Source organism: Nitrospira tepida (genome assembly GCF_947241125.1).
Lineage (GTDB): Bacteria > Nitrospirota > Nitrospiria > Nitrospirales > Nitrospiraceae > Nitrospira_G > Nitrospira_G tepida.
The window spans coordinates 1,159,814-1,184,100 of record NZ_OX365700.1; the positions used below are offsets into that span (position 1 = coordinate 1,159,814).

Genomic DNA, 24,287 nt, shown 5'->3' on the forward strand with positions numbered 1-24,287 from the left:
TAAGGCGGGGCCGATCAAGTGTCAAGGTTCCTCCCGGGCCGTCGAGGTGGTCGCGCGGGAAGCCGGCAGCCGTGAGGAGTGAAGAATGAGGAATGAGAAATGAGAAATGAGGAATCGGGGAGTCGTACGGCTGAAGAATCGGGCAGCCGTCAATTCGGTTGACGCCTCCGCGAGATCTGGCGTATCGTGAGCCCTGGCGTTCCGGAAGAGGAGGGCGTGATGCCCGGCATCGGTTCCGGCCCGAAGGAGACGAGCCTTATGAAGATTTATCTGGCCAACCCGCGCGGCTTTTGCGCCGGCGTTGATCGCGCGATCGATATCGTGGATTTGACCTTGAAGAAGTACGGCGCGCCCATCTACGTCCGCCATGAGATCGTCCACAGCCGTCATGTCGTCAACTCGCTGCGGCAAAAGGGCGCGGTGTTCGTGGAGGAGCTGAATGAGGTGCCCGACGAGGCGATCGTCATCTTCAGCGCGCACGGCGTGGCCAAGGAAGTTTGGCGGGAAGCGAACCGGCGCGGGCTGAAGGTCATCGACGCCACCTGCCCGCTCGTGATCAAGGTCCACAACGAGGTCAATCGGGACTATACGCAGGGCTACGAGCTGATCCTCATCGGGCACGCCGGCCACCCGGAAGTCATCGGGACGCTCGGCCAGATTCCGGACAAGTTTCACCTCGTGTCGTCGGTTGACGACGTGGAGCGGTTGCAGGTGGAGAATTCCGTGCACCTGTCCTATGTCACCCAGACGACCTTGAGCGTCGATGAATGCCGGGATATCGTGGCCGCCTTGAACCGCCGGTTCCCCGGCATCAAGGGCCCGCACCAGGAAGATATTTGCTACGCCACCCAAAATCGCCAGAACGCGGTGAAGGCCCTGTCGAAGCTCGTGGATCTCATCCTCGTCATCGGATCGCCGAACAGCTCCAACTCCAACCGACTCAGGGAATTGGGGGAGGATTGCGGGATCACTTCCTACCTGATCGACTCCTGGCAGGACATCAACCCGGAATGGCTGAACGGCGTCCAGGCGGTCGGCATTACGGCCGGCGCCTCGGCGCCGGAAGTGCTGGTCAGCGAGGTGGTGGACTTTCTCAAACGATACGGTCCCGCCGAAGTGGAGGACTTGACCGTGATCGAGGAGGACGTGGAGTTCCAACTGCCCCGCGAACTCGTGTCTATCGAGCCGGTCGGCGCGCGACGCGGTTCATCGGCTTGATCACCAGGCCTTGAATCAGGTTCCCCACGTACTCACGCCCTTTTCTGGTCATGGCCCAAGCCTGAAGAACCGGCTGACAGGCCTGTCTTAGCCCGGTCATTAGTCCAACCGGCCCTATATCTGGTGGGCCATGGTTCTTGAGTCCCCCGCATACGGTATTTTTCTTTGATTTGTCCCATCGGCTGTGTTACAAGCCGCTCATTGTTCGTCCCTGCCTTGGTTGCCGTCACCCATTTCATAGAGGAGGGGCCCGCATGTTTCTGAAGTCCCTGGAGATGGTCGGGTTCAAGTCCTTCGCAGAGGCGAAGATTGAGTTTCCGCGGGGAGTTACGGCGGTCGTCGGTCCCAACGGGAGCGGCAAGAGCAATGTGGTGGACGCCATTCTCTGGGTGCTGGGCGAGCAAAGCACAAAGACGCTCCGCAGCGAACGGATGGAAGACGTGATCTTCAACGGCACCGAGATCCGCAAGCCGATGGGGATGGCCGAGGTCACGTTGGTCATCGCCGGCATCCAGCCGGGCGATTTGCAAGGGATGGGCGATGCGTCCAGCCTGCTCAGCGACTATTCCGAGGTCATGGTCACCCGCCGGCTCTTCCGCAACGGCGACAGCGAATACCTGCTGAACAAGACGCTCTGCCGCTTGAAAGACGTCCGCTCAGTGATGCTGGATACGAGGGCCGGCACCAAGGGCCACACCGTGATCGCCCAGGGCCAGCTCGATCAGATTCTCAACGCCAGCCCGCAGGGCCGCCGGGAGCTGATCGAAGAGACGGCCGGGATCGTCCGCTACAAGAAGCAAAAGGCCGAGGCCCTGCGCAAGCTCGAGGCCACGCAACAAAACTTGGTCCGGGTGCGGGACGTCATCGGAGAGGTCAAGAAGCAGCTCAACTGGCTCGAACGGCAGGCTCAGCAGGCCCGCGCCTACGATTCGCTCCAGAAGGAAGGGCGGACGATCGAGATCCGGTTGCTCTCCGACGACTATCGAAAGCTGATAGCGAGCCGGGGAGCCGTGGACCTGGAGGCGCAGGAGTTGGCTGACCACGAGGCGGAGTTGTCGGCCGACCATGGGCGTCTTGATGCAAAGGCGGAGGAGCTGAAATTGGCCATGCAGCGGGACCATGAACTGCTCCAGACGGTCCAACAGGAGTTGGCTTCGGTGGAGACGCAACGGGCGCAGGCCCTCGGCCAGGTCGAGATCGAACGGAACCGGGCGCAACTGCTCGAACAACAACAGGCCCAGGCGGTGGCCGACTCCGCCCGTTGCGAAGAAGATCGCGCCCAGGCCATGCGCGATGTGGAAGCCTTGGTGGAGCAGTTGGCCATTCTGGAGGCGGAGTTGGAGGAACGGGTGGCCCAGGCGGACCGGTTGGAGGGCCAACTCAGGGACCTGCGAGGGCGTCAGGACGCGCTCGAGGCGGAACAGCGCGAGGCCAACCGGAATCTGCTGGTTGCCTCGTCCCTCGTGGTGGCGGGAGAGAGTACAATCTCACGGTTGGAAGCCCGCTTCCAGGAAAACAGGGAGCGAGCCGCCCGGCTCGCCCGTGAAGCGGACGAACTGAGCCAACGGCGGCAACACCTGCACGACCAACTCAGCCTGCTGAGCAAAGATCGTGAGATCGCCGGAGAGCGGCAGGCGGCGATCCGGTCCGAGCAGGAGGCGACCGCCCGCGAGCTGACGCAGGCAGGCGAACAGTTGGCGGCGGCGGATCAGCGCCGCGCCCGTGATTTGGAGCAGTTGGCGGCGACTGAGTCGCGGCTGCGGACGTTGCAGGCCGTGGTGCGGGAGGAAATGGGCTACGGGCGCGAAGGCGAGGAGGCGACGACCTCCGTACGCGCGTGCGAAGGGATTCGCGATGCGATCGCCGAATGTCTGGTCGTGGCCAACGGCTATGACCGAGCCATTGAAGCGCTGTTGGGCGAGCGGGTGCGCGCCTGGTTCGTCGATAGTCCGCGCCATGCGTCCGAGGCGATCGCCTTTTTGAAGCAGAAGGATCTCGGACGGGGGTCTTTCCTGCCTCTCAGCTTCCGCTCGGAGAAACAACCCGAGCCGGTTGACACGCCCGGGTGGTGGCCGACGCTCTCCGACCAGCCCGGCGTGCTTGGACGGGTCTCCGACGTCGTCGAAGTCCAGCGCGATTCTCAGCAGGCCCTGGCCTCCTTATTCGCGCGAGCCGTGATTGTGAGCGATGTGGACCAGGCCCTTCGGCTGTGGGAGCAGGGAGACTGGATCGGCCCCACCGGCCCGACGTTGGTGACACTGGCTGGCGAAATCCTGGAGCCCGATGGGGTGATCACGGGCGGGTCGGCCCAGGTGTCGGGAGGCGTGCTTCAACGGCGCCGCGAAGTGCAGCAGTTGGAGGAGCATCGAACGACGCTGCTCGCCGGCATCGAAACGCTCCGGGCCACGCGCGAGCACCTGCATCAGCATCTGAATCAACTGCGGGACAGGGCCCAGGCGCTCCAAGTCGATCTCCGGGAGATCGAATTGAAGGCGGTGGCGCTTTCGAAGGACCACAGCGGGTCGGAGCAGAGTCTGGTCGAGCTGACGGGGCGGATGGATCGGATTGGCGAGGAACGGCGGGAGTCGGAAACCGACGCGCAGAGTCTGGCGGATCAGATCGCCGCCAAGCAGCAGGAGTGCCGGCAAGCCGTGGCGCAGCGTGATGAGATGGCCGGGCTGGTGACGCGGTTACAGCAGCGGCAGGAACAGTCGCAGCAGGAGATGGAGGGAACACAGGAGCGGGCCACCGAGGCCAGGCTGGCTGTCGGCACTCTACGGGCCCGCCGCGAGCACTTGGCCGCGGACCGTGAGCGCCTCCGACGGCATCTGGAAGCGTGCGGGGTGCGGCTTGAGCAGTTGGCGCAGGCACAGGAGGAATTGAAGGCCTCCTTGCAGGCCAGTCTGTCCGAGCGGGGTCGCCACCAGGAAGTCTGTCAGGAGTTGGGGCGGCGGGCGGATGAGATTCAGGCTCGGTCGGTGGCTGCCCAGGAGGCGCTGGCCCAACGAGCGGAACTGCTCAAGGATGTGGAGCGCGCCGTCGCCGAGCTTCGGGAGCGCATGGAGTCCGTCCGACAGCGGCGGCTTGAGGTCGAAGTCAAACGGGCTCAGGTGCAGATGCAATTGGAGGTGGTCGAAGGAACCCTCACCGGAACCTATCAGGTCGAGTTGCCGAGAACCGTTCCCGGGGACCAGGAGGCCGATGGCGCGCCGGCTGAAATCGAGTTCCAGGTGGCCAGTGAAGAGGAGCGCCAGGCCTTGCGGGACCGGCTGCAGAAGATTCGCGATCGTCTCGCGAAGATCGGGGGCGTGAATCTGGCGGCGATTGACGAGCATCGTCAGCTTGAAGAACGCTATCAGTTTCTGACCAGCCAGGAAGAAGACCTGACGAAATCGATCAAGTCGCTCAAAGAAATCATCCAACGGATCAATCGGACTACCAAAGAGCTGTTCCAGGAAACCTTTGCGCAATTGCAGGAGAAGTTCGGTGAATTGTTTCAGAAAGTGTTTCCAGGAGGAAGGGCCGAACTCGTGTCCGTCGAGCCGGAGCCGGAGGCGGAGGGCGAGAGTGACGGGCCGGCCGAGCCCGGCATCGATATCGTGGCACAGCCGCCCGGCAAGCGGTTGAAGAGCATCACGATGCTCTCCGGCGGCGAAAAGACCCTCACCGCCATGGCCCTGTTGTTCGCCAGCTTTCTGATCCGCCCCACGCCGTTCTGCATTCTGGACGAAATCGACGCGCCGCTGGATGAAGAGAATATCGGCCGGTTCACCAGGGTCTTGCGGGAACTGGCGGCCAGCGCGCAGTTCATCGTCATCACCCATAACAAGCGCACCATGTCCATTGCCGATTCCTTGTTCGGCGTGACCATGGAAGAGCCGGGGGTGTCGAAACTCGTCTCGGTTCGCTTGACCGATTTGCAGCCTGCGTAGCCTTCAACACGCTTCCTGATCGGTTCGGCCACCTGCCGCCGGGGGGTAGGGATTGCCTTCTCCCTTGACTTGACGGGAGGCGTTTGTTTATATGCCCTTAGAATTTCGAAGCTTTCCTTCATCTCACCGCCAGGCAGAAGGGTGATTCCATGGAAGCCTTCAAGGCGCAAGGGGGCTATTCTGGTCAATGACGCCCGGTACGACTGAAATCACGAGGTTGAAGAATTTGTTTTCCCGCTTGTCGGGGAGCTTGCTTGGCGCCATGCCCGCTCGCTTGCGGACCGGGTCGGCCCGGCCTCGCCTACCCCTGCTCCGCCTGATCGCCAGGAACGAGCGTCTGGGCGCCGCCACGGAAACCCATCCCCGCCGAGTGACCGGCACGGCCCTCAGCCAGCCCGATTCCATTGATGACGCGTTGCGCCGGAGCCAGGCCTGGTTGCTGTCCCGGCAGGATCCCCGCGAGGGTTTCTGGGTTGCGGAGTTGGAGGCGGATGCGACTCTGATCTCCGAATACGTGATGCTGCGTCGCTTTCTCAGGCTGTCGGATCCCGAGCGCGAGCGCAAGGTCGTAAGTTATCTGAAACACACGCAGTTGGCCGACGGAGGCTGGGCCATCTACTACGGCGGGCCGGCCGAGATCAGCGCCTCCGTGAAGGCCTATTTCGCATTGAAATTGGCCGGGGTGTCGGCGTCCGAACCCTTCATGCTCAAAGCGCGGGAGCGGATTCTGGCCATGGGCGGAGTCGTCTCGGCCAACGTGTTCACGAAGATTACTCTGGCCCTCTTCGGGCAATACGACTGGCGGGGCGTGCCCAGCATGCCGCCGGAGATCATGCTGCTGCCCAAGGACTTTTACTTCAGCATCTACGCCATCTCCTATTGGTCTCGGGCGGTCCTGATCCCGCTCCTGATCGTGTTTGCCCATCGGCCCCTCTGCCGGATTCCCAAAGAGCAGGGCATCGACGAACTCTATGTCACGCCGAAAGACCAGCTCGATTTCAGCCAGTTCCCGCCCTTTAAGAAGGATGCCCGCTGGTTCACGTGGCGGAATGTCTTCATCACATTGGACGGGTTGTTGAAATGGTACGACGGGCGTCCGGTCGAATCCGTCCGTCGATACGGGCTCGAGCGCGCCGCGAAATGGATGTTGGAACGACTCAACGGAACCGGCGGGTTGGGCGCCATCTATCCGGCCATGGCCAATTCGATTTTCGCCCTCCGCTGCTTGGGGTATGACGCGCACCATCCGCTGGTCGTGAAGGCGTTGAAGGAAATCGAAGAGCTGGAAGTCCACGGCACCGCCTTCGACCAGGGACAGCCGGTGGACACGCTGCACCTTCAGCCCTGCTTCTCTCCGATCTGGGACACGTCCCTGTTGATGAATGCGCTGGTCGAGGCTGGGCTTGCGCCGGATCATCCCGCGATGGTCAAGGCGGCGAATTGGCTGCTGGCCAAGCAGACGCGCACGGTCGGGGATTGGCAAGTGTCCGCGCCTCACGCCAAGCCCGGCGGCTGGTATTTTCAATTTGAAAATGAGCACTATCCGGACGTGGACGATTCGGCGGTGGTCCTCATGGCGCTGGCCAAGGCCAAGGGCGCAAACGAAGAGGTCAAGCGCGCCGCCATCGAGCGGGGATTCCGATGGGTCATGGCCATGCAGGGGTCGGACGGCGGATGGGGAGCCTACGACAAAGACAATAATCGCATGGTCTTCAATTACATCCCCTTTGCCGACCACCGGGCGTTGCTCGATCCCAGCACGGCGGACCTCACCGGCCGGTGTCTTGAGATGCTCGGGGCGCTTGGGTACGACCAATCCCATCCGGCTGTGGCGCCGGCGCTGCGGTTTCTCAAGCGGGAGCAGGAACCGGACGGCAGTTGGTACGGCCGCTGGGGCGTGAATTACATCTATGGAACCTGGTCTGTGCTTGCCGGGTTGAAGGCGATCGGGGAGGACCTGTCGCTGCCGTACGTCCGCCGAGCCGTGGCTTGGCTCGAAACGCACCAGAATCCCGACGGCGGATGGGGCGAGTCCTGCCTCTCCTATGCCGACGGCGCGCACCATGGCCGGGGCGACAGCACCCCTTCGCAGACCGCCTGGGCCCTGCTGGCCTTGCTCTGCGCCGGAGAAGCGGAGTCGTTCAGCGTCGTGCGGGGGATCAATTACTTGGTTCGCCATCAATCGAAAGACGGGTCGTGGGAGGAGGTCCGCCATACCGGTACCGGCTTCCCGCGCGTCTTCTATCTGCGCTACCACTGGTACTGCCAGTATTTTCCCTTCTGGGCGCTGGCGATGTACCGCAACATCAAAGCCCGGGGCTGTGCTCGAGCCGATGAGCTCCAGCAGGCCGCGCGAACCTCCGGCGAGTATCGGGTCTGATCCCATGACCCCCTGCGGCCCTGCTGCGGCTCGCCTGATCCCCCTTGCCTGACACGTGCACCGCGTCGGCATCTTCGCGGCGACGACCTGGGAAATCAAAGCCGTTCAAGCCGCGCTCGGCAGTTGCGAGCGGACGCGTTTGGGGACGATTCCCTGTCTCGTGAGCCATTGCGGCGGGCTCTGGGTCTATCTGATCCAGTCCGGCATCGGGCCAACCGTCGCCGGAGCGGTGGCCAAACAGTTGCTTGCCGAGGCTCGCTGGGACGCCGTCGTGTCGGCCGGATTCGCCTGCGATCTGAGCCAGGGCCGGGCCGGGGCCCTGCTGATCGGCAACCGTGTGCGGGCGCTGCCGCGCGCCGGCGGCGCAGCGGGACCCTGGTCCGACATTCCGTCCGATGGGGCGTTGCTGGCGCAGGCAGGCTCCGTCTTGGCTCGGTATCAATTCGAGGGGCGCATCGGCCCCTATCTCAGCAGCGATCGTGTATTGTGGACGTCAGCCCAGAAACGGGCCGTGGCGGAATTGTTCGGCGGAATGGCGTTCGATATGGAAAGCGCGGCGTTGGCGGAAGCGGCGCGGGCCTATACGGTGCCGTTCGTGATCGTGCGCGCGGCGTCGGACCTCCTCGATGACACCCTGCCGATGGATTTCAATCGGTGGATCGACCCCGGCGCATCCTGGCTGCTCAAAGCCGGGGAGGTGACGTCGCTGCTTTTCAGTCCCAAGCGCTGCAGCCGGTTGCTTCGCCTGCATCGGCAGAGTCGCGAGGCGGCTGCACAATTGACGGGTTTTTTTGAACGGTTCCTTCCAGTCTTGGTATAAGAATATTTTGGGCTGATGTCATGACCACCGTGATGCCGCGGACGATTCGCCGACTGGGACGGGCCGGCCTGGGGATTCTGGCCGAGATGGGCCGGATGCTGTTGTTTATCCTCGGCGCGGCGGCCTGGCAGGTTCGCCCGCCCTTTCGGCTCAGGCTGATCATCAAGCAGCTCCATTTCATCGGCTTCAAATCCTCGTTCGTGGTCGTGTTGACGGCGGCCTTCACCGGCATGGTGCTGGCGCTTCAGGGCTATTACACGCTCAGGAAATTCGGCTCAGAAGCGTTGTTGGGATCGGCCGTGGCGCTCAGCATGATCCGGGAACTCGGGCCGGTCCTGGCGGCGCTGATGGTCACGGCGCGCGCCGGCTCCGCCATGACGGCGGAAATCGGGATCATGCGGATCACCGAGCAAATCGACGCCTTGGATACTATGGCGGTGAATCCCTTGCAGTATCTGGTGGCTCCCAAGGTGGTGGCGAGCCTGATCGGCGTCCCGTTGCTCGTGGCGATCTTCGACGTGGTGGGGATCTGGGGCGGGCATCTGGTGGGCGTCGAGTTGCTGGGCGTGAATTCCGGGTCCTATTGGAGTTCGATCGAGTCGGCGGTGGAGTGGAAAGACGTGTACGGCGGTATCCTCAAGTCGATCAGCTTCGGGCTGATCGTCAGTTGGATCTGTTGCTATAAAGGCTATTACACGCGGATGAGCGCGGAAGGATTGGGCACGGCCACGACGGAAGCGGTGGTGCTGTCGTCGGTGTTGATTCTCGTATGGGACTATTTCCTGACGTCGGTGCTGCTCTGAGGAATGCGCGATGGAGCCGGAGCCGATCATCCGCCTGAACGACGTCCACAAGACCCTGGGGCAGCAGCAGGTGCTGCGCGGGATCACGCTGGCGATCCCAAAAGGCAAGATGACGACGATCATCGGGCGCAGCGGTGAAGGCAAGAGCGTGTTGTTGAAACACATGATCGGGCTGCTCCAGCCCGATCGCGGCGAGGTGTGGGTGGACGGGGTGGACATCGCCAGATTGCACGCCCAGCGGCTGAATGAGGTGCGCAAGCGTTTCGCCATGCTGTTCCAGAGCGCCGCTCTGTTCGATTCGCTCACGGTCTTCGACAACGTGGCGTTTCCGCTCCGGGAAAAGCTGCGGCTGCCGGCCTCGGAGGTCAATCGCCGGGTGGACGAAAAGCTCGAACAGGTGGGACTCAAGGGCATGGGACACAAGTTTCCGGCCGAGCTCAGCGGGGGCATGAAGAAACGCGCCGGCCTGGCGCGCGCCCTGGTCATGGAGCCGGAGATCATTTTGTTCGACGAGCCGACGACGGGGCTCGACCCCCTGATGGCCAAGACCATTCACGAGCTGATATGCGACATGCAGCGCACGTTCGGATTCACGGCCGTGATGGTGAGCCACGAAATCCCCGAGGTCTTCTCCTTTTCGGATTATGTGGCGATGATCCATGCCGGTGTCATCGCGGAGATGGCTCCGTCCGGTGAATTCGTCAAGACGCAGGATCCGGTGGTCCGCGAGTTCATTTCCGTAGGCGGACTCTATCCGGTCCATCCGGTTTCGACGGCGGGATGATGGGAGAACGCGCATGACACATGAGCGATTGGAATTCGTGGTCGGCCTCTTCGTGCTCGGCGGGCTGTTGTGTCTGGGCTACCTGTCCATTAAATTGGGAAAGCTGGAATTGATCGGCGGCGGACACTACACGGTCCAGGCCGAGTTCCATTCCGCCTCGGGACTCAAGCCGGGGGCGACGGTGGAAATCGCGGGTGTGGAAATCGGCCGCATCAAGGACATCGGCCTGACGGATGATCGCGCCCTGGTCACCTTCCAGATCAAGGACGAAGTCAAGCTGTACGATGATACCATTGCGTCGATCAAGACCCGCGGCATCATCGGAGAAAAATTCGTGTCGATCTCGCCGGGCGGCGGCGGAGATCCGCTGAAGCCGGGCGAGAAGATTCGCGAGACCGAATCAGGGCTGGACCTCGAAGAACTCGTGAGTCAATATGTGCATGGGAACGTCGGGGACAAGAACAAATAAGGCCGGGAACCTGCTGGCGGGAAGGAGAGCACGATGCACAGGGTTTCGAGGAGACAGTCTCGCGGTCACAGCACGCGACTCGTGGGGATACTCGCCTTGACGCTCAGCCTGGCGGTCGGCCTCGACTGGCTGGCCGGCGCGCGCCATACCTGGGCGCTTGCGGCCGGGCCGATGGAAGCCGTGAAGGGCAGCATCGACGACGCCCTGCGAATCCTGGCGGACAAGGAACTCAAAGGTCAGGACAAGTCCAAGGAGCGCCGCCAAAAGCTGGAGGCGGTCGTGGCGTCGCGGTTCAGTTATGAAGAAATGTCCCGGCGTGCGCTGGGCGCCCAATGGACGAAGCTGTCCGAGGCGGAGCGACAGGAGTTCGTGGAATTATTCCGAAGCCTGCTGATCAATTCCTATGCGGACCGCGTGGAGTCCTATTCCGGCGAGCCTATCAACTACGTGGGCGAGCGGGTGGAGAAGGAGTACGGTGAAGTGCGCACCAAGGTCATGTTGGGACAGGCCGAAGTGCCGTTGGATTATCGCCTGATCAACCGGGCCGGAGACTGGCGCGTCTATGACGTCGTGATCGACGGGATTTCCCTGGTCAGCAACTATCGGGGCCAGTTCAGCAAGATTCTCAAGAACGGATCGTACCAGGACCTGGTCGAGCAGCTCCGCAAGAAATCCGACAAGCTTGCCGCCTCGTCGAAGACCCCCTAGTCGTCATGTCTGCTCGTCGTCTTCTGGGGACCCTGGTCGTTGGGATCTGGGTGGGGGTGGTCCTGTGCCTTGCGGCTCCCCTCTGGGCCGAGGTCAAATACTTTCCGGTCCCGGCCGTCGGCACCTCCAAGAATGACGGCAGCGACGGCGGCCTGATCGTTCCCATCCTCATCACCGAGCCGAGTGGCGATCTCAAATACATCGTTGCGCCGCTCCTTATTCACAACTCCATTGTCGGGACCAGAGCCGCCCTGAACCTGTTCCGCTATGACTCCGGAGGACGCCAACTCCGCTTCATCGGCTCAAAGGCCGAGCAGATCGAACACCGGCTCCAACTGAACTATACAGATCCCGCCTTCGCCGATGGTCGCTATGCGTTCACCGTCGGTGGCGCCTTCTTCAAGAATGCCACGGCCCGGTTTTTCGGCATCAGCCAGCAGACGGTCGAGGCGGACCAGACCAACTACACCGATCGCGAGATCCGCGCGGAGTGGAAGTTCGGGATCTATTTCAACGAGGTGACCCAACTGGCGTTCGGGCAGCGATTCCGGGATGTGCGGCTGGAACGGGGGGCCACGGATCTGCCGTTCACCGGAGACGTCTTTCCCACCGTCGACGGAGTGCAGGGCGCCACGATCTTCGGCAACCGCCTGACGTTCCACTACGACACCCGCGACAATTTGGTGACGCCGACCGACGGCGCGCAAATCACGGCCTATGCGGAAATCAACCAGAACTACCACTTGCCGGGCGATCCCTTCTATCAACGCTATGAGATCGAGATCAAGAAGCTCTTCCCCAGTCCCTCCAAGCACATCATCCTGGTCGTGCGAGCCGACCTGCAAATGACCTTCGGCGACCGGGTGCCCTTCTTTGAACAGAGTTCCTTGGGAGGACAGAACAATCTGCGCGGCTACGGCGTCGATCGATTCATCGACAAACATCTGGTGGCCCTCAGCGTGGAGCAGCGCATCCACGTGTTGCGCACCAGGGTGGCGAATGTGGCGGCCGACTTCGAAATCGCCCCCTTCGTCGATACCGGCAAGGTGTTCAGCTCGTTCAGCCAGCGCATCAACCGGGATTACGAGGTCACGCCGGGGATCGGGTTTCGCGGCATTGTCCGTCCCAACGTCGTGGGCCGCGTCGATTACGGATACAGCCCTGAAGGGGGCGCAGTGTTTGCGGGGCTGGATTTTCCGTACTAACCGAACACTCCAGGGCTCACATGGGAAACGAGCCATCCAATGAAAGGACACACATGCGCTGCCGAACGGCGCCGATGCCGGGGGAAACGGAACGGATCATTCGTCAGAAAGCTTCGGCCGGTGAAGGATGGAGGCAGCATACTGGACAGGCTCGCGCAGTACTCTGGGCGATCGTGCTGACGCTCTGTCCGGTGGGAGTCGCGGAGGCGGTGGACGATGCCTTCATCGCCGGCTATGCGACGGGAATACTGGAACAGGAATTTCGGTTGCAAGGGGCGTCGGTCACCGTGACCGACGGGGTCCTGCTCCTTCGTGCGCGGGATCTTGGAGGGTTACGGGCCGACCAAGTTCGGGCGGCGCTCGCGCGGATTCCAGGAGTGGTCAGGATCGAAATTGAGATGGAGCCGGAGGGCTCGGCCACAGTCCCGGCTGGAACGGTTCCCGCTGTCGGGGCGAGCGTCGGCGAACCGTTCTCCCGTTGGTTCCCGCGCGGGCTGCTCTTTGATCCGCTCCACGCGGACCCTCGATGGCCGCACTTCTCCGTCACCTACCGCCGGTTCTTGGACAACAGCCAGTTCAAGAACGGCGCGGCGGCGAACGTCGGAGGGGCGGTCTCGGTCTATCGCGGCGCACCCTCTGCCCGGGGCCAGTGGGAAGTCGGATTTCAAGCCGGGCTCTTCAGCCTGTTCGATCTGAGTTCTTCATCCGGGTCCAACGACCTGCTCAACAACGACTATACGCTTGCGCTCTTTTATGCGTATCGGGGCGGCAAGTGGTCGACATTGCTGCGGTTGAACCATCAAAGCTCGCACATTGGGGATGAATTTCTTGAAAATTCCGGCACGAAGCGGGTGGAGGTCAATTATGACCGTCTCGATCTCAAATTGTCCTATGATGCCTGGGACTGGCTGCGGGTCTACGGAGGCGGAGGCGTCCTGTTGCGGCAGTCGCCGGATGGGTTGGGCAACGGCACCGTCCAGTTCGGGGCCGAACTCACCAGTCCGACGACCTACTGGCAGGGTCGCTTGAGGCCGGTCGCCTATGCAGATGTGCAATTGTTTGGACGGACCGAATGGAGCGTGGGCCATTCAGTGATGGCCGGCGTGCAGTTTGAAAATCTTCGTCTCGACGGGCGGGCGATTCAACTGTTGATCGAACATTACGGCGGGCCGTTCCCGGACGGGCAATTTTTTACGCAGAAGACGCAATGGCTGGGCGTCGGACTGCATTTCTATTTCTAGCGGGCTGCGGAGCCGACAATGCTTGACTCTGGGCGTCGAATGTGCAACCATCCTCGTTGATTCAGAGGCTTGCCATCACTCTTCTGCCGGCACTTTCCATTCCGACCTGCTCGATCGCGAAATTGTAGACGCGAGACGACCTTTGCGGTGAGACCTAACAAGGAGCGTAAGCAATGTCCCTGCTCAAATCGATACACAGTCCCGCAGATCTGAAGAAGCTGTCTCCGAAGGAATTTCCGTTGCTGTGCCAGGAGATACGCGAACAGATCATCTCGGTGGTCTCCAGCGTGGGCGGCCATCTGGCTTCCAATCTGGGGGTCGTTGAGCTGAGCGTGGCGCTGCACTACCTGCTGAATACACCACAGGACAAGATCGTGTGGGATACCAGCAATCAGGCCTATACCCATAAGCTTCTGACCGGTCGCCGCGAGCAGTTCCACACCTTGCGGCAATACGGAGGCTTGAGCGGTTTCTGCAAACGGGAGGAAAGCGAATACGACACGTTCAACGCCGGCCATGCGGGAACCGGCGTTTCCGCCGCCTACGGCATGGTCGAGGCAAGGGACCAGCAGGGGTTGAGGCACAAGGTCGTCTGTGTCGTCGGCGACGGCGCCATGACGGCGGGCATGACCTTGGAAGGGCTGCACCATGCGGGCGGGACCAACCGCGATTTCATCGTGGTGTTGAACGACAATCAGATGTCGATTTCCAAGAACGTCGGGGCGATTTCGTCCTATCTCAACCGCACCTTCACCGGCGAGTTTTTCACCAAGGTGCGGGAGGAAACCTCCCAATTGCTGGGCGCCATTCCTCATATCGGACCGGACATGCAGAAGATGGCGCGCCGTGCCGAGGAATTGGCGAAGGGCATGATTTTGCCGGGCCTGTTGTTCGAGGAACTGGGGTTCCACTACGTGGGCCCGATCGACGGCCATAACTTCGAGCACCTGTTGCCGACGCTGGAGAACGTGCTGAAGATGAGGGGACCGGTGTTGCTCCATGTCATCACCAAGAAAGGGCTCGGGTATCAGCCGGCCGTGGACAACCCTGTCTGGTTCCATGCCTGTCCTCCCTTCGTCCGGGAAACCGGGGAGATGGCCAAGAAGGCGCCGCGCCCGAGCTACACGGCGCACGCGGTCAACACGCTGATCAAGTTGGCCAAGGAAGATCGCCGGATCGTTGCGATCACCGCCGCCATGTGCGAAGGCACCGGCCTGACCGCCTTCGAGAAGGAGTTCCCCGATCGGTTGTACGATGTCGGCATCGCCGAGCAGCATGCCGTCACCTTTGCGGCCGGACTTGCGGCGGAGGGCATGAGACCGGTCGTCACGATCTATTCGACCTTCCTGCAGCGGTCCTACGACCAGGTCGTCCACGACGTGGCGACGCAGAACCTGCCGGTGGCGTTTTGCATCGATCGCGGCGGCTTGGTGGCGGAAGACGGCACCACGCACCACGGTGCGTTTGATTTCGCCTATCTCCGGCATGTGCCCAACATGGTCGTGATGGCGCCGAAAGATGAAAACGAGTTGCAGCACATGATCAAGACGGCCCTGTCGTACGACGGGCCGGCCTCGGTTCGTTATCCGCGGGGGACCTGTCTCGGCGTCCCGATGGATCAGCAGCCGGCTGTCCTCGAAATCGGCAAGGGCGAGCTGTTGCGCGAGGGAACGGATGTCGCGATCGCGGCGATTGGGGTGACGGTCGGCCAGGCGGTCAAGGCCGCGGAACGGCTGGCGGAAGACGGCCTGTCCGTCGCGGTGATCAACGGGCGGTTTGTGAAGCCGCTGGACGACGAGTTGATCGCGAGGGTCGCGGGCCAGACCCGCTGTCTGGTCACGGTGGAAGAGGGATCGCGCATGGGAGGGTTTGGCTCCGCGGTGCTTGAGTCCCTGGCCGAGCAGGGGATCACCGTTCCCACAAAATTGATCGGGCTTCCGGATTGGTATATCGAGCAGGGGCCGCAAGACCTGCTTCGGGAAAAGTATGGCCTGACAGCGGAAGGCATCTACCAAACCGTGAAGGGATTCTGGGAGCAGCTTTCCACCAAGGGAGGCGAGGTCCGTGCGCGCAACGTCAGGAGAGAGACCTTTTCCCTGAGGGGAGAAAGCCTGTATCACCCGGAAGGCGACGAGCAGGGGAGTTGAGGGAGCCGGTCGGAATGTTTATCCGTCGTCGAAAGACCAGACAGGTTACCGTCGGGAACGTCAGGATCGGCGGGGATGCCGCGATCTCCGTCCAATCCATGACGATTCCACACCCGAGCGATGTCACGGCGACGGTGGAGCAGATTCACCAACTGGAACAGGCCGGCTGCGAGCTGGTCCGCGTGGCGGTTCCGGACATGGAAGCGGCGGCCGCCCTTCCTAAGATCAAATCCCAGATCCACATCCCGATCATCGCGGACATTCACTTTGATTACCGGCTGGCGCTCAAGGCGGCGGAAACGGTGGATTGCGTCCGCATCAATCCTGGAAACATCGGCGCCTGGTGGAAGGTCACCGAGGTCGTGAAGGCCGTCAGCGACCGGGGCATTCCGCTCCGGATCGGCGTCAACGCCGGTTCGCTGGAACGCCACCTGCTCGACAAGTACAGATATCCCACCGCCGAAGCATTGGCCGAGTCCGGGTTGAACGCCGTACATGCGTTGGAAGATATCGGCTTCACGAATATGAAGGTGTCGTTGAAGGCGTCCGATGTCCATATGGCGGTGGATGCCTATTGGATCTTCGCCCACCAGTCGGATTATCCGCTGCACATTGGCATCACCGAAGCCGGGACCGTCTTGACCGGTGCGGTCAAATCTTCGATCGGACTGGGGTGGCTGCTGATGAACGGCATCGGGGATACGCTGCGGGTTTCACTCGCCGCCGATCCGGTTGAAGAGGTCCGTGTCGGGTTCGAGATCCTGAAATCGCTGGAGTTGCGCCACCGCGGCATCAACGTCATCGCCTGTCCCACCTGCGGCAGGGTGGAGATCGATGTGGTGCGCATGGCCAATGAACTCGAAAAGCGATTGGGTCACATCAAGACGCCGCTGAACGTGTCGGTGCTTGGTTGCGTCGTCAATGGGATCGGCGAAGGCAAAGAGGCGGATATCGGCATCGCCGGAGGCGAGGGCGTCGGAATTCTATTCAAGAAGGGCAAGTTGGATCGGAAGGTGCCGATGGCCGACCTGATGGACACGTTGATCGCCGAAGTCGAAGTGATGGCCAAAGAAAAAGAAGCGCAAGGCCATGAGGAAACCTCTCAAGCTCGAGGTTCCGGACATGACCGGAATCCCTCAGCCTGGAATCAGTCTTTCGCCTCCTCGGAATCGACCAGCACAGGTCGCCGCGAAATCCCAGTTCTTCCGTCGCGCTGATCCACGCCGCCTACCGCACCCAGCGGTTGAGTTCGCCTTCCCATGCCCGCTATAATGCCTCGTTTGCTCTTCGTGGGGCGCCGTACCCAAGTGGCTAAGGGAGCAGTCTGCAAAACTGCGATGCAGCGGTTCGAACCCGCTCGGCGCCTCCAAACCGCACTTCGTGTGGCTGACCAGCTTGTCAGGCGCGCCGTACTTCGTTGATGTCCGCCGGGAAATGCCTCAGTAGCAGGCGAAGCCTTCTTCATTGATGCCGCGAGGGACGCCGCGTTAATCCGCGCATGTCCTTCGCCCGGCGTTCTTTATTCTTGTCCGATCCTTGCCGGGCTCCAATCTCAAGCTGTGAGCCCCGGGCGAGTCTGGAACACACCGCGATCACCTTCCTGTGACCTCAGGTGAAAGAATCGCTCGGAGCGAGGGAGGATCGATGAACGATGTGCGAGAGAGAACCGGGCTGCAAGCAGGGACCATCGGCCTGCATGCCGGGCCAAGGCTGTCGGGTTGTCCTCTACCGATTCTCTAGGCGGTCACTCCACTTGGCCGGGCGCATGACCGTGGACAGCGCCGCCAAGCCGCAGATGAACGCCAACATGGCAAAGCATAGGAAGAGAATCAGGGCGCCCTTCAGATCATGTGGGGAAAAAGTGCCGGTCGCCATTTCAACCTCCACTGTTAGTTTACCACGATTGGGTTCCTTTCCATCCACATTCGCAAGTCCAGGGGGCTTGCGGGTCGACCTTTCGAAGGACCAGACAACAGGAGGGACAATGTCTCATCCATACCCGTGGTCTCGTATCGACTGCCTGCTGCCCAGGTGCTGAATGTCTTGAGGCGATCATGGTGGACCTCACGATGATGAACCACAGGAATTGGAAGCGCCGGATAGACACCATACTGTTCGATGCCATGGAGAGCTATGGTGCTTTCGAGGAAAGGCCGCGGCTTTGGATGGAGAAATTCCCGCGCAGGATTTTTATTTCATGGGTCCGAAATGACCTGACGAAAAGAGACGAAATTCTCTAGGTTTTCTGTGTTCACTCTTGTACGAGAAGGTTTCCCCAAACTCTGTGGATAAACTTGTGCACAAGTCACAAAACAATGGCGTTCTCGCAGCAGACCACGCGGCAATGAGCGACTTGCCTATTTTTTAGGCATTGCGATCGGCCCCTATCCAACCGCAATATCTTGTGGGTTGACTTTGTTTTCAGACCCTCCTCCCACAATCTCCTGTTAAGATGCCGTAACAACCAATACTGGCCAAAACCCGCTTCCAGTGCGACTTTCCGGATTGTCGCAGCCACATCGAGTTATACACAGTTTTCGATTTGTCCTGTGAACGGGCGCCGTTCTGAAATGGGCTGAGAGGGGTCATAACCGGACATGATCGGCCTTGTTTTTGGGGCGGGACCAGGCAGATTTTCTCATTCTCTTAACATGAGGCACGGCCAAGTCTGAGACCTTCAACCCCGCATAAATTGACGCCCTTAAAAGGCCGATGGTAAGATGCCACGGCTCAATCCACAGAATTGGCCAATTTTCAGGCCGATTTCCATCAAGACCAGTGAGGAAGGAGAAAGGGATGGCCGTACCGCTTTCCCAAGCCTATACCGTCGCGAAATATGTGCTCACCCAGAAGGCCAAGGGCGTTGCCCGCTACCCCCTGGTGCTGATGCTGGAGCCGTTGTTTCGATGCAACTTAGCCTGTGCCGGGTGCGGCAAGATCCAATACCCCGACCATGTCCTGGATATGCGCCTGACCCCCCAGCAATGCTGGGCGGCGGCGGAGGAGTGTGGCGCGCCCATGGTCAGCATCCCGGGAGGGGAACCGCTGATCCATCCTGAGATGCCCGAGATCGTCCGGGGATTGGTCAACCAGCAGCGCTATGTCTATCTTTGCACCAACGCGTTGCTGTTAGAGCGAAAGCTGGACGACTACGCCCCAAGCAAGTACCTCACGTTCAGCATCCACATGGACGGCCTCAAAGAGGAGCACGACCACGCGGTCTGCCGGGACGGCGTCTATGACGTGGCGGTCCGTGCCATCCGGGCGGCCTTGAAGCGGGGTTTCCGCGTGACCTCCAACACCACCCTGTTCGACGACGCCAAGCCGGAGCGGGTTCGGGCGTTCTTCGATGAAATGATGACCTTGGGCGTCGAGGGGATGATGATTTCTCCCGGGTACAGCTATCAGAAGGCGCCGGATCAGCAACACTTCCTCAAGCGACAGCGGACGCAGGAGCTGTTCAGCGAGCTGTTGCGGGACCGGAAGCGCTCCTGGCGGTTCAACCAGTCGCCCATGTTCCTTGAATTCTTGATGGGGCATGTCGAGTACCAATGCACCCCTTGGGGCAATCCCACCTACAACGTGTTTGGATGGCAGCGGCCCTGTTATTTGCTTCAAGACGGATACGTGAAGACGTTTCGCGAACTGATGGAGGGCACCGATTGGGACCGATACGGAACCGGCCGGCACGAGAAGTGCGCCGACTGCATGGTCCATTGCGGGTATGAGGCCTCAGCCGTGAACGACACCTTCGGGTCATGGGGCGGCCTGGCGCGGACCGTTCGCGCCATGGTGGGCCCGAACCGGCATGGCTCCGGTCCTTCTCTCCTTCAACCACGACCGCCTCGACATGACGGACACGAAGTATCACGAGCCTGAAGAGAGGTCGCTACAGGCCCGGCGGTTCACTCCGGCTTCGGAGGCGGAGCTGGCCAAGGCGATCGAATTGGCGTTCGACTATCGCGGCGATGTGCGGCTTCGGCTCCGTCACGGCGAAACCGTCGAAGGCTACCTGTTCAACCGGGTGAACTCGGGCGCCCATCCCGATGCCCCCTACGTCGAAATCTTCCCGGTTGATCGGGGCGTGCAGCGCCCCGCTCGAACGATTCCCTACGGTCAGATCGAGGAGATTGAGTTCAGCGGGGAAGATACAGCCAACGGCAAATCCTGGGAAGCCTGGGCCGCCAAAAAAGAATTCCAACGACAGGCCGAAGCCGCCCGCGTGGAAGCGGAAGCGCGGGCAAGGGGACACCTCTAGCGACGTTTCGGCGGCGCCAATTTCCATTCTGACGTTCTCCTGAGCCGATCCTCCAGACGACACCTTCCGTCCTGAACTCCTGGCCGTGGCGTTGAACCGCACGCGCTTGGGCGGCGCGGTCTCCGATGGTTCGTCCCATGTTCAGACGCTCCCGCATCGCAGGGTGACGGTTCCGCGCATACCCTGCGCCGCCGACCGATTCTTTGTGATTTCTTGCGACGCGCGCCGCTTCAGAATCCCCGCGTCGAAGCGAAGCCAGAGGCCTTTGGCACCGGTGTTTGTGTTGACAATAGGTGGTGCCTGTGTTAAATGTCTCGCCCTCTAAGGGGCCGGCACCCGGCGTCGCAATGATGTTGCAAGCTCGCTCTCTGCCGCTCTGGAAGCGGGGTTTTGCAATGGCGCTTCCGAGGCTGGTGCGGCTGGTTCTGGGAGCGGCCGGCGCGTTTATCATGATGCAGCTTGGGTGGGCGCCGGTTGTGACGGCGACGCACGAAGCCGATCACCGGTTTACCGTCGAAGGGTTTGTCTGCGGAGACGGCGGGCGGCCGGTTGGGAAGAGCGAGGTGGTGGTCAAAGACCCTCGCATCTCACTCGGGCAAACGGTCGAAACAAACGAACGGGGATATTACAAGGCCACCCTGCATCTCCATAACGACAATCTCGGTGACGTTCTCGTCATTCAGGCCGCTGGAGAGGAACAGCGGACGAAGGTTCAATTCGATCCGAAAGATCTTGAAACCGAGCGGAAGGTTCGCGTCGACTTCGGGTCCGGTTGTCAAAGCACGGTGGAAGGGCTGCCGCGGTGGGTCTATGTCACCGTAGCGGGCAGTCTGGTCGGGGTCGCGGCATTGACCGGCATCCGCATCATGCGGGGCAAGCAGCGTGCGCAGCCGTCCCGGAAACGACAGAAGAAGCAGCGACGATAAATTCAATAGACAGACGCTGGTCCGCGGGTCGTCGGAGTGTCCTTGCCGGATCGGTTCATGACGCTGGGTGAGGATGGGTGAGCGAGTGACCCTCGGCCGGTTTCGCAAAAAATAGCGCTTTTGCTTGTGCCGACGTCGTCGACCCGGGCGGAAGCGTTTTTTCATGTCCGGAGTAAGGGCCGGAATCGATCACCAGGGCCAACGATCTGTTATTGCGGTCTTCATACACCTGCGGGATGGGTACGGCCCGCGGGACAGAAAGGAGCGGACAAGTCATTATGAAACAAGCAAGCTGGACCAGGATGACGTGGGTGCTTGGAATCGCGGGCATGGGGATCGCGCTCGCCAGTTGCGGGGGTGAAGGAGGGGAAGGCCCAATTGTTCCACCGCCGCCCGCCCCGGCCGAGTATGCGGATAAACACATGCCCGAAGGCTGGTGGACCGACCCCAAGATTGTGGAAGAGGGGAAGGAGATCTACATCGGCGCAAAGAACCCTGACGTGAATTGTTCCAGTTGCCATGGAAAGGACGGCAAGCCGGTGAAGGCCGGGGCCAGAGATTTCCGCGTCGGCGAGCGGATGAAATTGTATTCCGACTCGGTCTGGTTCTGGCGTATCTCGGAAGGGGTGCCCAATACCAAAATGAAGGCCTGGAAGAGCAAGCTCTCGGAAGAGGATCGCTGGAAGCTCGTTGCCTTCGAGCGCACGTTCGGTCTGGCCGGCAAGAGCTGGGATCCAAAGTCGAATGCATGGGTGTCGGCCGGGCAGGTGGCAAGCAAGTAAGTATTTCCAAACAGACGAGTGGAGGGGCGACGAGACATCATGAAAGGCTGGCACCGAAATCTGCTGATCGCGATCGGTCTGCTGACGGTCTGGGGCTCGGCGGCGTATGCCCAAGTGCCCAATCCCCCGGCTGCGGAGTTTCCATACACGGGAAACCGAACGGCGGTGTGGATCGTCGCCCAACTGCACATCCTGTTTGCCGCCTTCATCCTGGGGGCGCCGATTTTCGTGGTGATCTCCGAGTGGCTGGGATACAGGAAGCAGGATCCCCGGTACGACCGGCTGGCCAAGGAAGTGACGAAAGTCACCGTGATTCTGTACAGCATGACGGCGCTCACGGGCGGCCTCTTCATTTTCGTGTTGCTGGCGACCTACCCCCAATTCACCACCTGGCTCATCAATCATTTCTTTCTCATCTTCGCGGTGATCTATCCGCTGCTCTTCATCAGCGAAACGATCGTCCTCTATCTCTATTTCTACACGTGGGACGCGATGAAGGGCGACAAGAAGGGCCGGCACATCGCGTTGGGCGTGCTGCTGAACCTGATCGGAGCGGTGACGCTCTTTGTCATCGACGGCCCGACCGCCTTCATGAACACGCCGGCCAAGGCGGAGGGCGCATCCATCGTCGAGTTCATCCAGAGCGCCACGCTGTGGGATAAGGTCTACAACTACAGTTGGATGCCGATGAACCTGCACCGCCTGGTCGGCAACGTGACCTTCGGCGGGTTTATCGCCGGCCTCATCGCGGCCTATCAGTTCTTGGGGTCGAAGAAGGAAGAGGATCGGGCCTATTACGATTGGATGGGGTTTGTCGGGAATCTGATCGGCGTGGGGGCGCTGCTGTTCCTTCCCTTCATGGGCTACTTGTTGGCCTACGAACTCTGCGACTATGACGCCTCCATCTGCCCCTACATGATGGCCGACCAACTCTCGATGTTCTTCGAGATGCAGGGCGCCATGGTCGGGCTGATTTTCCTGGCGAGCAACTATTATATTTGGCTGAGCATGAAGCGCATCGAAGGCGTGGAGCGCGTGCGGATGTCGTTGTTCACGCTCATCGCGATGATCGCCACGCCGTTCGTGATGACCTGGGCCTGGACGGTCTATCCCGCCCCCGACCCGACCTCCCTGGCGTTTCTGGCCCCGCTGGTGGTGCTCCCGGCCATCCTGGGAAAGTTCATCCCGATGACCGTCTCCTCGCGCACGTTCATCAAGCTGGGCTTTTTGATGATCGTCATCGGGAACGCCATCTGGATGACGCCGCACGGGTTCGTCCCGACGGGCGCCAAGCTGGTGGAGGAATTGGAGCTTCCCTCGGAATGGAATTTCCTCGCCCTGATGCCGGCGAAGAATGCCGCCGCCTTCACGCTGGTGTTCGTGACGGTGCTCAACTACATCATGTACAACCGGGCGATCCGGCAGGGCACGATCGTGTGGGGCAAGATCGACTTCGCCTCGCAGTTCGTCCTGATCTTCCTGGCCTTCAGCGCGATTTGGACCATGGGCCTCATGGGGGCCGTGCGCTCGCTGCTTCGGAAATATTTCCACACGTACAACCTGGTGCCCGACTTCACGCCGGAGTCCTATACGCCGACGCTGGCCTATTCCGCCTGGTGGATTACGGCGATCACGCTGCTGTTCTATATCGTCGTCAGTTTCGCCATCATCGTGACCTTGCGCGCCTCCGAACCCAAGGGCCATGCGCATGAGGCCAAACCGGTTCCGGCAGGAGCGAAATAGGCATCAGGCAACCTTGCGAGCGGAGCTTCGGAAATACAGGGAAGGAGACCGAACGTGATACGGAAAGTGATCGGTGGGATTGTGGTCGGGGTGGGGCTGCTCGTCGCCGCCAAGATCCTCGGCTTTCCGGAGATATTTCAGTACATGTTCTTTGCCTACGCCATGCTGGGCATGCTCGTGTACATGCTCCTCGACGCTCCCTCCGTGAAACCGATCAGCGGCGGCAAAGCCATCGTGGCGCTGATCGTGTTCTATCTGATCCTGTCCGTGTTTTATATCGGCGGCGCCTCGCTCCTGCCGCAGTATGATCCGGAAGACGAGAAGGGCAAAATCGAGAAGATTCTGGCTCCCAAGCGAAAGCTGACCGAGCAGGGCAAGACGGAAGATCTGATCGCCAAGGTCAAGGCGTTGGACGAGAAGGCCGCGGCCTTGCAGGAACGGATCAAGAACCTCGGGAAGGATGTCATTCAGGAAGGGGCGGCGGCCGCGGGAGCCGGTGTGGTCGAGACGTCAACGCCGTCCGGCGGCGCCTCCGTGAACGACCCCAAGGAGCTGGAGCGGTTGGGATTCGAGCAGTGGCAACTGCAGGAATGTTACAACTGCCACAAGCTGAAGGGGGAGGGTGGGAAAAAGCGCGGTCCGGAGTTGGATAACATCGGCTCCTTGATGACGGTCGCCGAGATAAAGGAAAAGATCCTCGAGCCGCAAAGTTTTATGGCCGAAGGGTTTGAGAAGGAATACGAGAAGAAGAAGATGCCGGATAAATACAAGGAGCTGATGGAAGAGAAGGACGTGGATGTGCTGGCGGCCTGGCTGGGGACGATGAAGAACACCTCGGTCAATACACCCAAGCCGATCAAAAAGAAATAAG

At 61.0% G+C, this 24,287-nt stretch carries 19 protein-coding genes and 1 tRNA gene; 19 read left to right on the forward strand and 1 reads right to left on the reverse strand.

Annotated elements, in window-relative coordinates:
* Positions 1 to 258: 258 nt before the first annotated feature.
* The 13 genes from ispH to QWI75_RS05525 all read left to right on the forward strand — a co-directional run bounded on the left by ispH (position 259) and on the right by QWI75_RS05525 (position 17,076).
* The gene (gene ispH, locus QWI75_RS05465; protein ID WP_289267685.1) at positions 259 to 1,218 is read left to right on the forward strand and encodes a 4-hydroxy-3-methylbut-2-enyl diphosphate reductase; all 960 of its coding nucleotides are present in this window, start codon (positions 259 to 261) and stop codon (positions 1,216 to 1,218) included.
* Between the two features lie 254 nt (positions 1,219 to 1,472).
* On the forward strand, positions 1,473 to 5,150 hold the full coding sequence (gene smc, locus QWI75_RS05470) for a chromosome segregation protein SMC (protein WP_289267686.1): 3,678 nt from the start codon (positions 1,473 to 1,475) through the stop codon (positions 5,148 to 5,150).
* A gap of 262 nt (positions 5,151 to 5,412) precedes the next feature.
* On the forward strand, positions 5,413 to 7,530 hold the full coding sequence (gene shc / locus QWI75_RS05475) for a squalene--hopene cyclase (RefSeq protein ID WP_289267687.1): 2,118 nt from the start codon (positions 5,413 to 5,415) through the stop codon (positions 7,528 to 7,530).
* 55 nt (positions 7,531 to 7,585) lie between these two features.
* Entirely contained in the window at positions 7,586 to 8,350 is a 765-nt protein-coding gene (locus QWI75_RS05480; RefSeq protein ID WP_289267688.1) for a 5'-methylthioadenosine/S-adenosylhomocysteine nucleosidase family protein, read from the forward strand.
* Positions 8,351 to 8,382: 32 nt separating this feature from the next.
* The gene (locus tag QWI75_RS05485; RefSeq protein WP_289267689.1) at positions 8,383 to 9,153 is read left to right on the forward strand and encodes an MlaE family ABC transporter permease; all 771 of its coding nucleotides are present in this window, start codon (positions 8,383 to 8,385) and stop codon (positions 9,151 to 9,153) included.
* 25 nt (positions 9,154 to 9,178) lie between these two features.
* Positions 9,179 to 9,937 carry an ABC transporter ATP-binding protein gene (locus QWI75_RS05490; RefSeq protein WP_370693620.1) on the forward strand — a complete coding sequence of 253 codons (759 nt, stop codon included), beginning with the start codon at positions 9,179 to 9,181 and terminating at the stop codon, positions 9,935 to 9,937.
* A gap of 13 nt (positions 9,938 to 9,950) precedes the next feature.
* Positions 9,951 to 10,406 carry an outer membrane lipid asymmetry maintenance protein MlaD gene (gene mlaD, locus QWI75_RS05495; protein ID WP_289267691.1) on the forward strand — a complete coding sequence of 152 codons (456 nt, stop codon included), beginning with the start codon at positions 9,951 to 9,953 and terminating at the stop codon, positions 10,404 to 10,406.
* Positions 10,407 to 10,439: 33 nt separating this feature from the next.
* Complete coding sequence (locus tag QWI75_RS05500) at positions 10,440 to 11,114, forward strand: MlaC/ttg2D family ABC transporter substrate-binding protein (RefSeq protein WP_289267692.1); 675 nt, start codon at positions 10,440 to 10,442, stop codon at positions 11,112 to 11,114.
* Between the two features lie 5 nt (positions 11,115 to 11,119).
* Positions 11,120 to 12,319 (forward strand): BamA/TamA family outer membrane protein, encoded by a 1,200-nt coding sequence (locus QWI75_RS05505; protein WP_289267693.1) that lies wholly within the window; start codon positions 11,120 to 11,122, stop codon positions 12,317 to 12,319.
* 53 nt (positions 12,320 to 12,372) lie between these two features.
* Positions 12,373 to 13,560, forward strand: a complete 1,188-nt coding sequence (locus QWI75_RS05510) for a DUF1207 domain-containing protein (RefSeq protein WP_289267694.1) — start codon at positions 12,373 to 12,375, stop codon at positions 13,558 to 13,560.
* A gap of 173 nt (positions 13,561 to 13,733) precedes the next feature.
* Positions 13,734 to 15,707 (forward strand): 1-deoxy-D-xylulose-5-phosphate synthase, encoded by a 1,974-nt coding sequence (gene dxs / locus QWI75_RS05515; RefSeq protein WP_289267695.1) that lies wholly within the window; start codon positions 13,734 to 13,736, stop codon positions 15,705 to 15,707.
* A gap of 14 nt (positions 15,708 to 15,721) precedes the next feature.
* Positions 15,722 to 16,924 (forward strand): flavodoxin-dependent (E)-4-hydroxy-3-methylbut-2-enyl-diphosphate synthase, encoded by a 1,203-nt coding sequence (gene ispG / locus QWI75_RS05520; RefSeq protein ID WP_289267696.1) that lies wholly within the window; start codon positions 15,722 to 15,724, stop codon positions 16,922 to 16,924.
* A 76-nt stretch (positions 16,925 to 17,000) separates the two neighbouring features.
* A tRNA-Cys gene (locus tag QWI75_RS05525) sits at positions 17,001 to 17,076 on the forward strand.
* A gap of 356 nt (positions 17,077 to 17,432) precedes the next feature.
* On the opposite strand, the gene QWI75_RS05530 is transcribed toward QWI75_RS05525, so the two are convergent.
* On the reverse strand, positions 17,433 to 17,582 hold the full coding sequence (locus tag QWI75_RS05530; protein ID WP_289267697.1) for a hypothetical protein: 150 nt from the start codon (positions 17,580 to 17,582) through the stop codon (positions 17,433 to 17,435).
* A 921-nt stretch (positions 17,583 to 18,503) separates the two neighbouring features.
* Between QWI75_RS05530 and hpnH the strand changes: the two genes are divergently transcribed.
* From hpnH to QWI75_RS05560, 6 genes are all read left to right on the forward strand, one after another.
* The gene (hpnH, locus tag QWI75_RS05535) at positions 18,504 to 19,586 is read left to right on the forward strand and encodes an adenosyl-hopene transferase HpnH (RefSeq protein WP_289267698.1); all 1,083 of its coding nucleotides are present in this window, start codon (positions 18,504 to 18,506) and stop codon (positions 19,584 to 19,586) included.
* Positions 19,558 to 19,965, forward strand: coding sequence for a hypothetical protein (locus tag QWI75_RS05540; protein WP_289267699.1), 408 nt, complete (start codon positions 19,558 to 19,560; stop codon positions 19,963 to 19,965). The genes hpnH and QWI75_RS05540 overlap by 29 nt, the downstream gene beginning before the upstream one ends.
* Before the next feature lie 395 nt (positions 19,966 to 20,360).
* Positions 20,361 to 20,891, forward strand: coding sequence for a hypothetical protein (locus QWI75_RS05545; protein WP_289267700.1), 531 nt, complete (start codon positions 20,361 to 20,363; stop codon positions 20,889 to 20,891).
* A 278-nt stretch (positions 20,892 to 21,169) separates the two neighbouring features.
* On the forward strand, positions 21,170 to 21,673 hold the full coding sequence (locus QWI75_RS05550) for a c-type cytochrome (protein ID WP_289267701.1): 504 nt from the start codon (positions 21,170 to 21,172) through the stop codon (positions 21,671 to 21,673).
* Positions 21,674 to 21,712: 39 nt separating this feature from the next.
* Positions 21,713 to 23,416 carry a cytochrome ubiquinol oxidase subunit I gene (locus QWI75_RS05555; RefSeq protein ID WP_289267702.1) on the forward strand — a complete coding sequence of 568 codons (1,704 nt, stop codon included), beginning with the start codon at positions 21,713 to 21,715 and terminating at the stop codon, positions 23,414 to 23,416.
* Positions 23,417 to 23,470: 54 nt separating this feature from the next.
* Positions 23,471 to 24,286, forward strand: coding sequence for a c-type cytochrome (locus QWI75_RS05560; RefSeq protein WP_289267703.1), 816 nt, complete (start codon positions 23,471 to 23,473; stop codon positions 24,284 to 24,286).
* The last annotated feature ends 1 nt before the right edge of the window (position 24,287 follow it).

Bases quoted from the DNA above. Each gene is read 5' to 3' on its own strand.
- QWI75_RS05555 (WP_289267702.1), top strand. From the start codon at position 21,713: ATGAAAGGCTGGCACCGAAATCTGCTGATCGCGATCGGTCTGCTGACG.
- QWI75_RS05505 (WP_289267693.1), top strand. From the start codon at position 11,120: ATGTCTGCTCGTCGTCTTCTGGGGACCCTGGTCGTTGGGATCTGGGTG.
- dxs (WP_289267695.1), top strand. From the start codon at position 13,734: ATGTCCCTGCTCAAATCGATACACAGTCCCGCAGATCTGAAGAAGCTG.
- ispH (WP_289267685.1), top strand. From the start codon at position 259: ATGAAGATTTATCTGGCCAACCCGCGCGGCTTTTGCGCCGGCGTTGAT.
- QWI75_RS05500 (WP_289267692.1), top strand. From the start codon at position 10,440: ATGCACAGGGTTTCGAGGAGACAGTCTCGCGGTCACAGCACGCGACTC.
- shc (WP_289267687.1), top strand. From the start codon at position 5,413: ATGCCCGCTCGCTTGCGGACCGGGTCGGCCCGGCCTCGCCTACCCCTG.
- hpnH (WP_289267698.1), top strand. From the start codon at position 18,504: ATGGCCGTACCGCTTTCCCAAGCCTATACCGTCGCGAAATATGTGCTC.
- QWI75_RS05510 (WP_289267694.1), top strand. From the start codon at position 12,373: ATGCGCTGCCGAACGGCGCCGATGCCGGGGGAAACGGAACGGATCATT.
- QWI75_RS05485 (WP_289267689.1), top strand. From the start codon at position 8,383: ATGCCGCGGACGATTCGCCGACTGGGACGGGCCGGCCTGGGGATTCTG.
- ispG (WP_289267696.1), top strand. From the start codon at position 15,722: ATGTTTATCCGTCGTCGAAAGACCAGACAGGTTACCGTCGGGAACGTC.
- QWI75_RS05550 (WP_289267701.1), top strand. From the start codon at position 21,170: ATGAAACAAGCAAGCTGGACCAGGATGACGTGGGTGCTTGGAATCGCG.
- smc (WP_289267686.1), top strand. From the start codon at position 1,473: ATGTTTCTGAAGTCCCTGGAGATGGTCGGGTTCAAGTCCTTCGCAGAG.
- QWI75_RS05545 (WP_289267700.1), top strand. From the start codon at position 20,361: ATGGCGCTTCCGAGGCTGGTGCGGCTGGTTCTGGGAGCGGCCGGCGCG.
- QWI75_RS05530 (WP_289267697.1), bottom strand. From the start codon at position 17,582: ATGGCGACCGGCACTTTTTCCCCACATGATCTGAAGGGCGCCCTGATT.
- mlaD (WP_289267691.1), top strand. From the start codon at position 9,951: ATGACACATGAGCGATTGGAATTCGTGGTCGGCCTCTTCGTGCTCGGC.
- QWI75_RS05540 (WP_289267699.1), top strand. From the start codon at position 19,558: ATGACGGACACGAAGTATCACGAGCCTGAAGAGAGGTCGCTACAGGCC.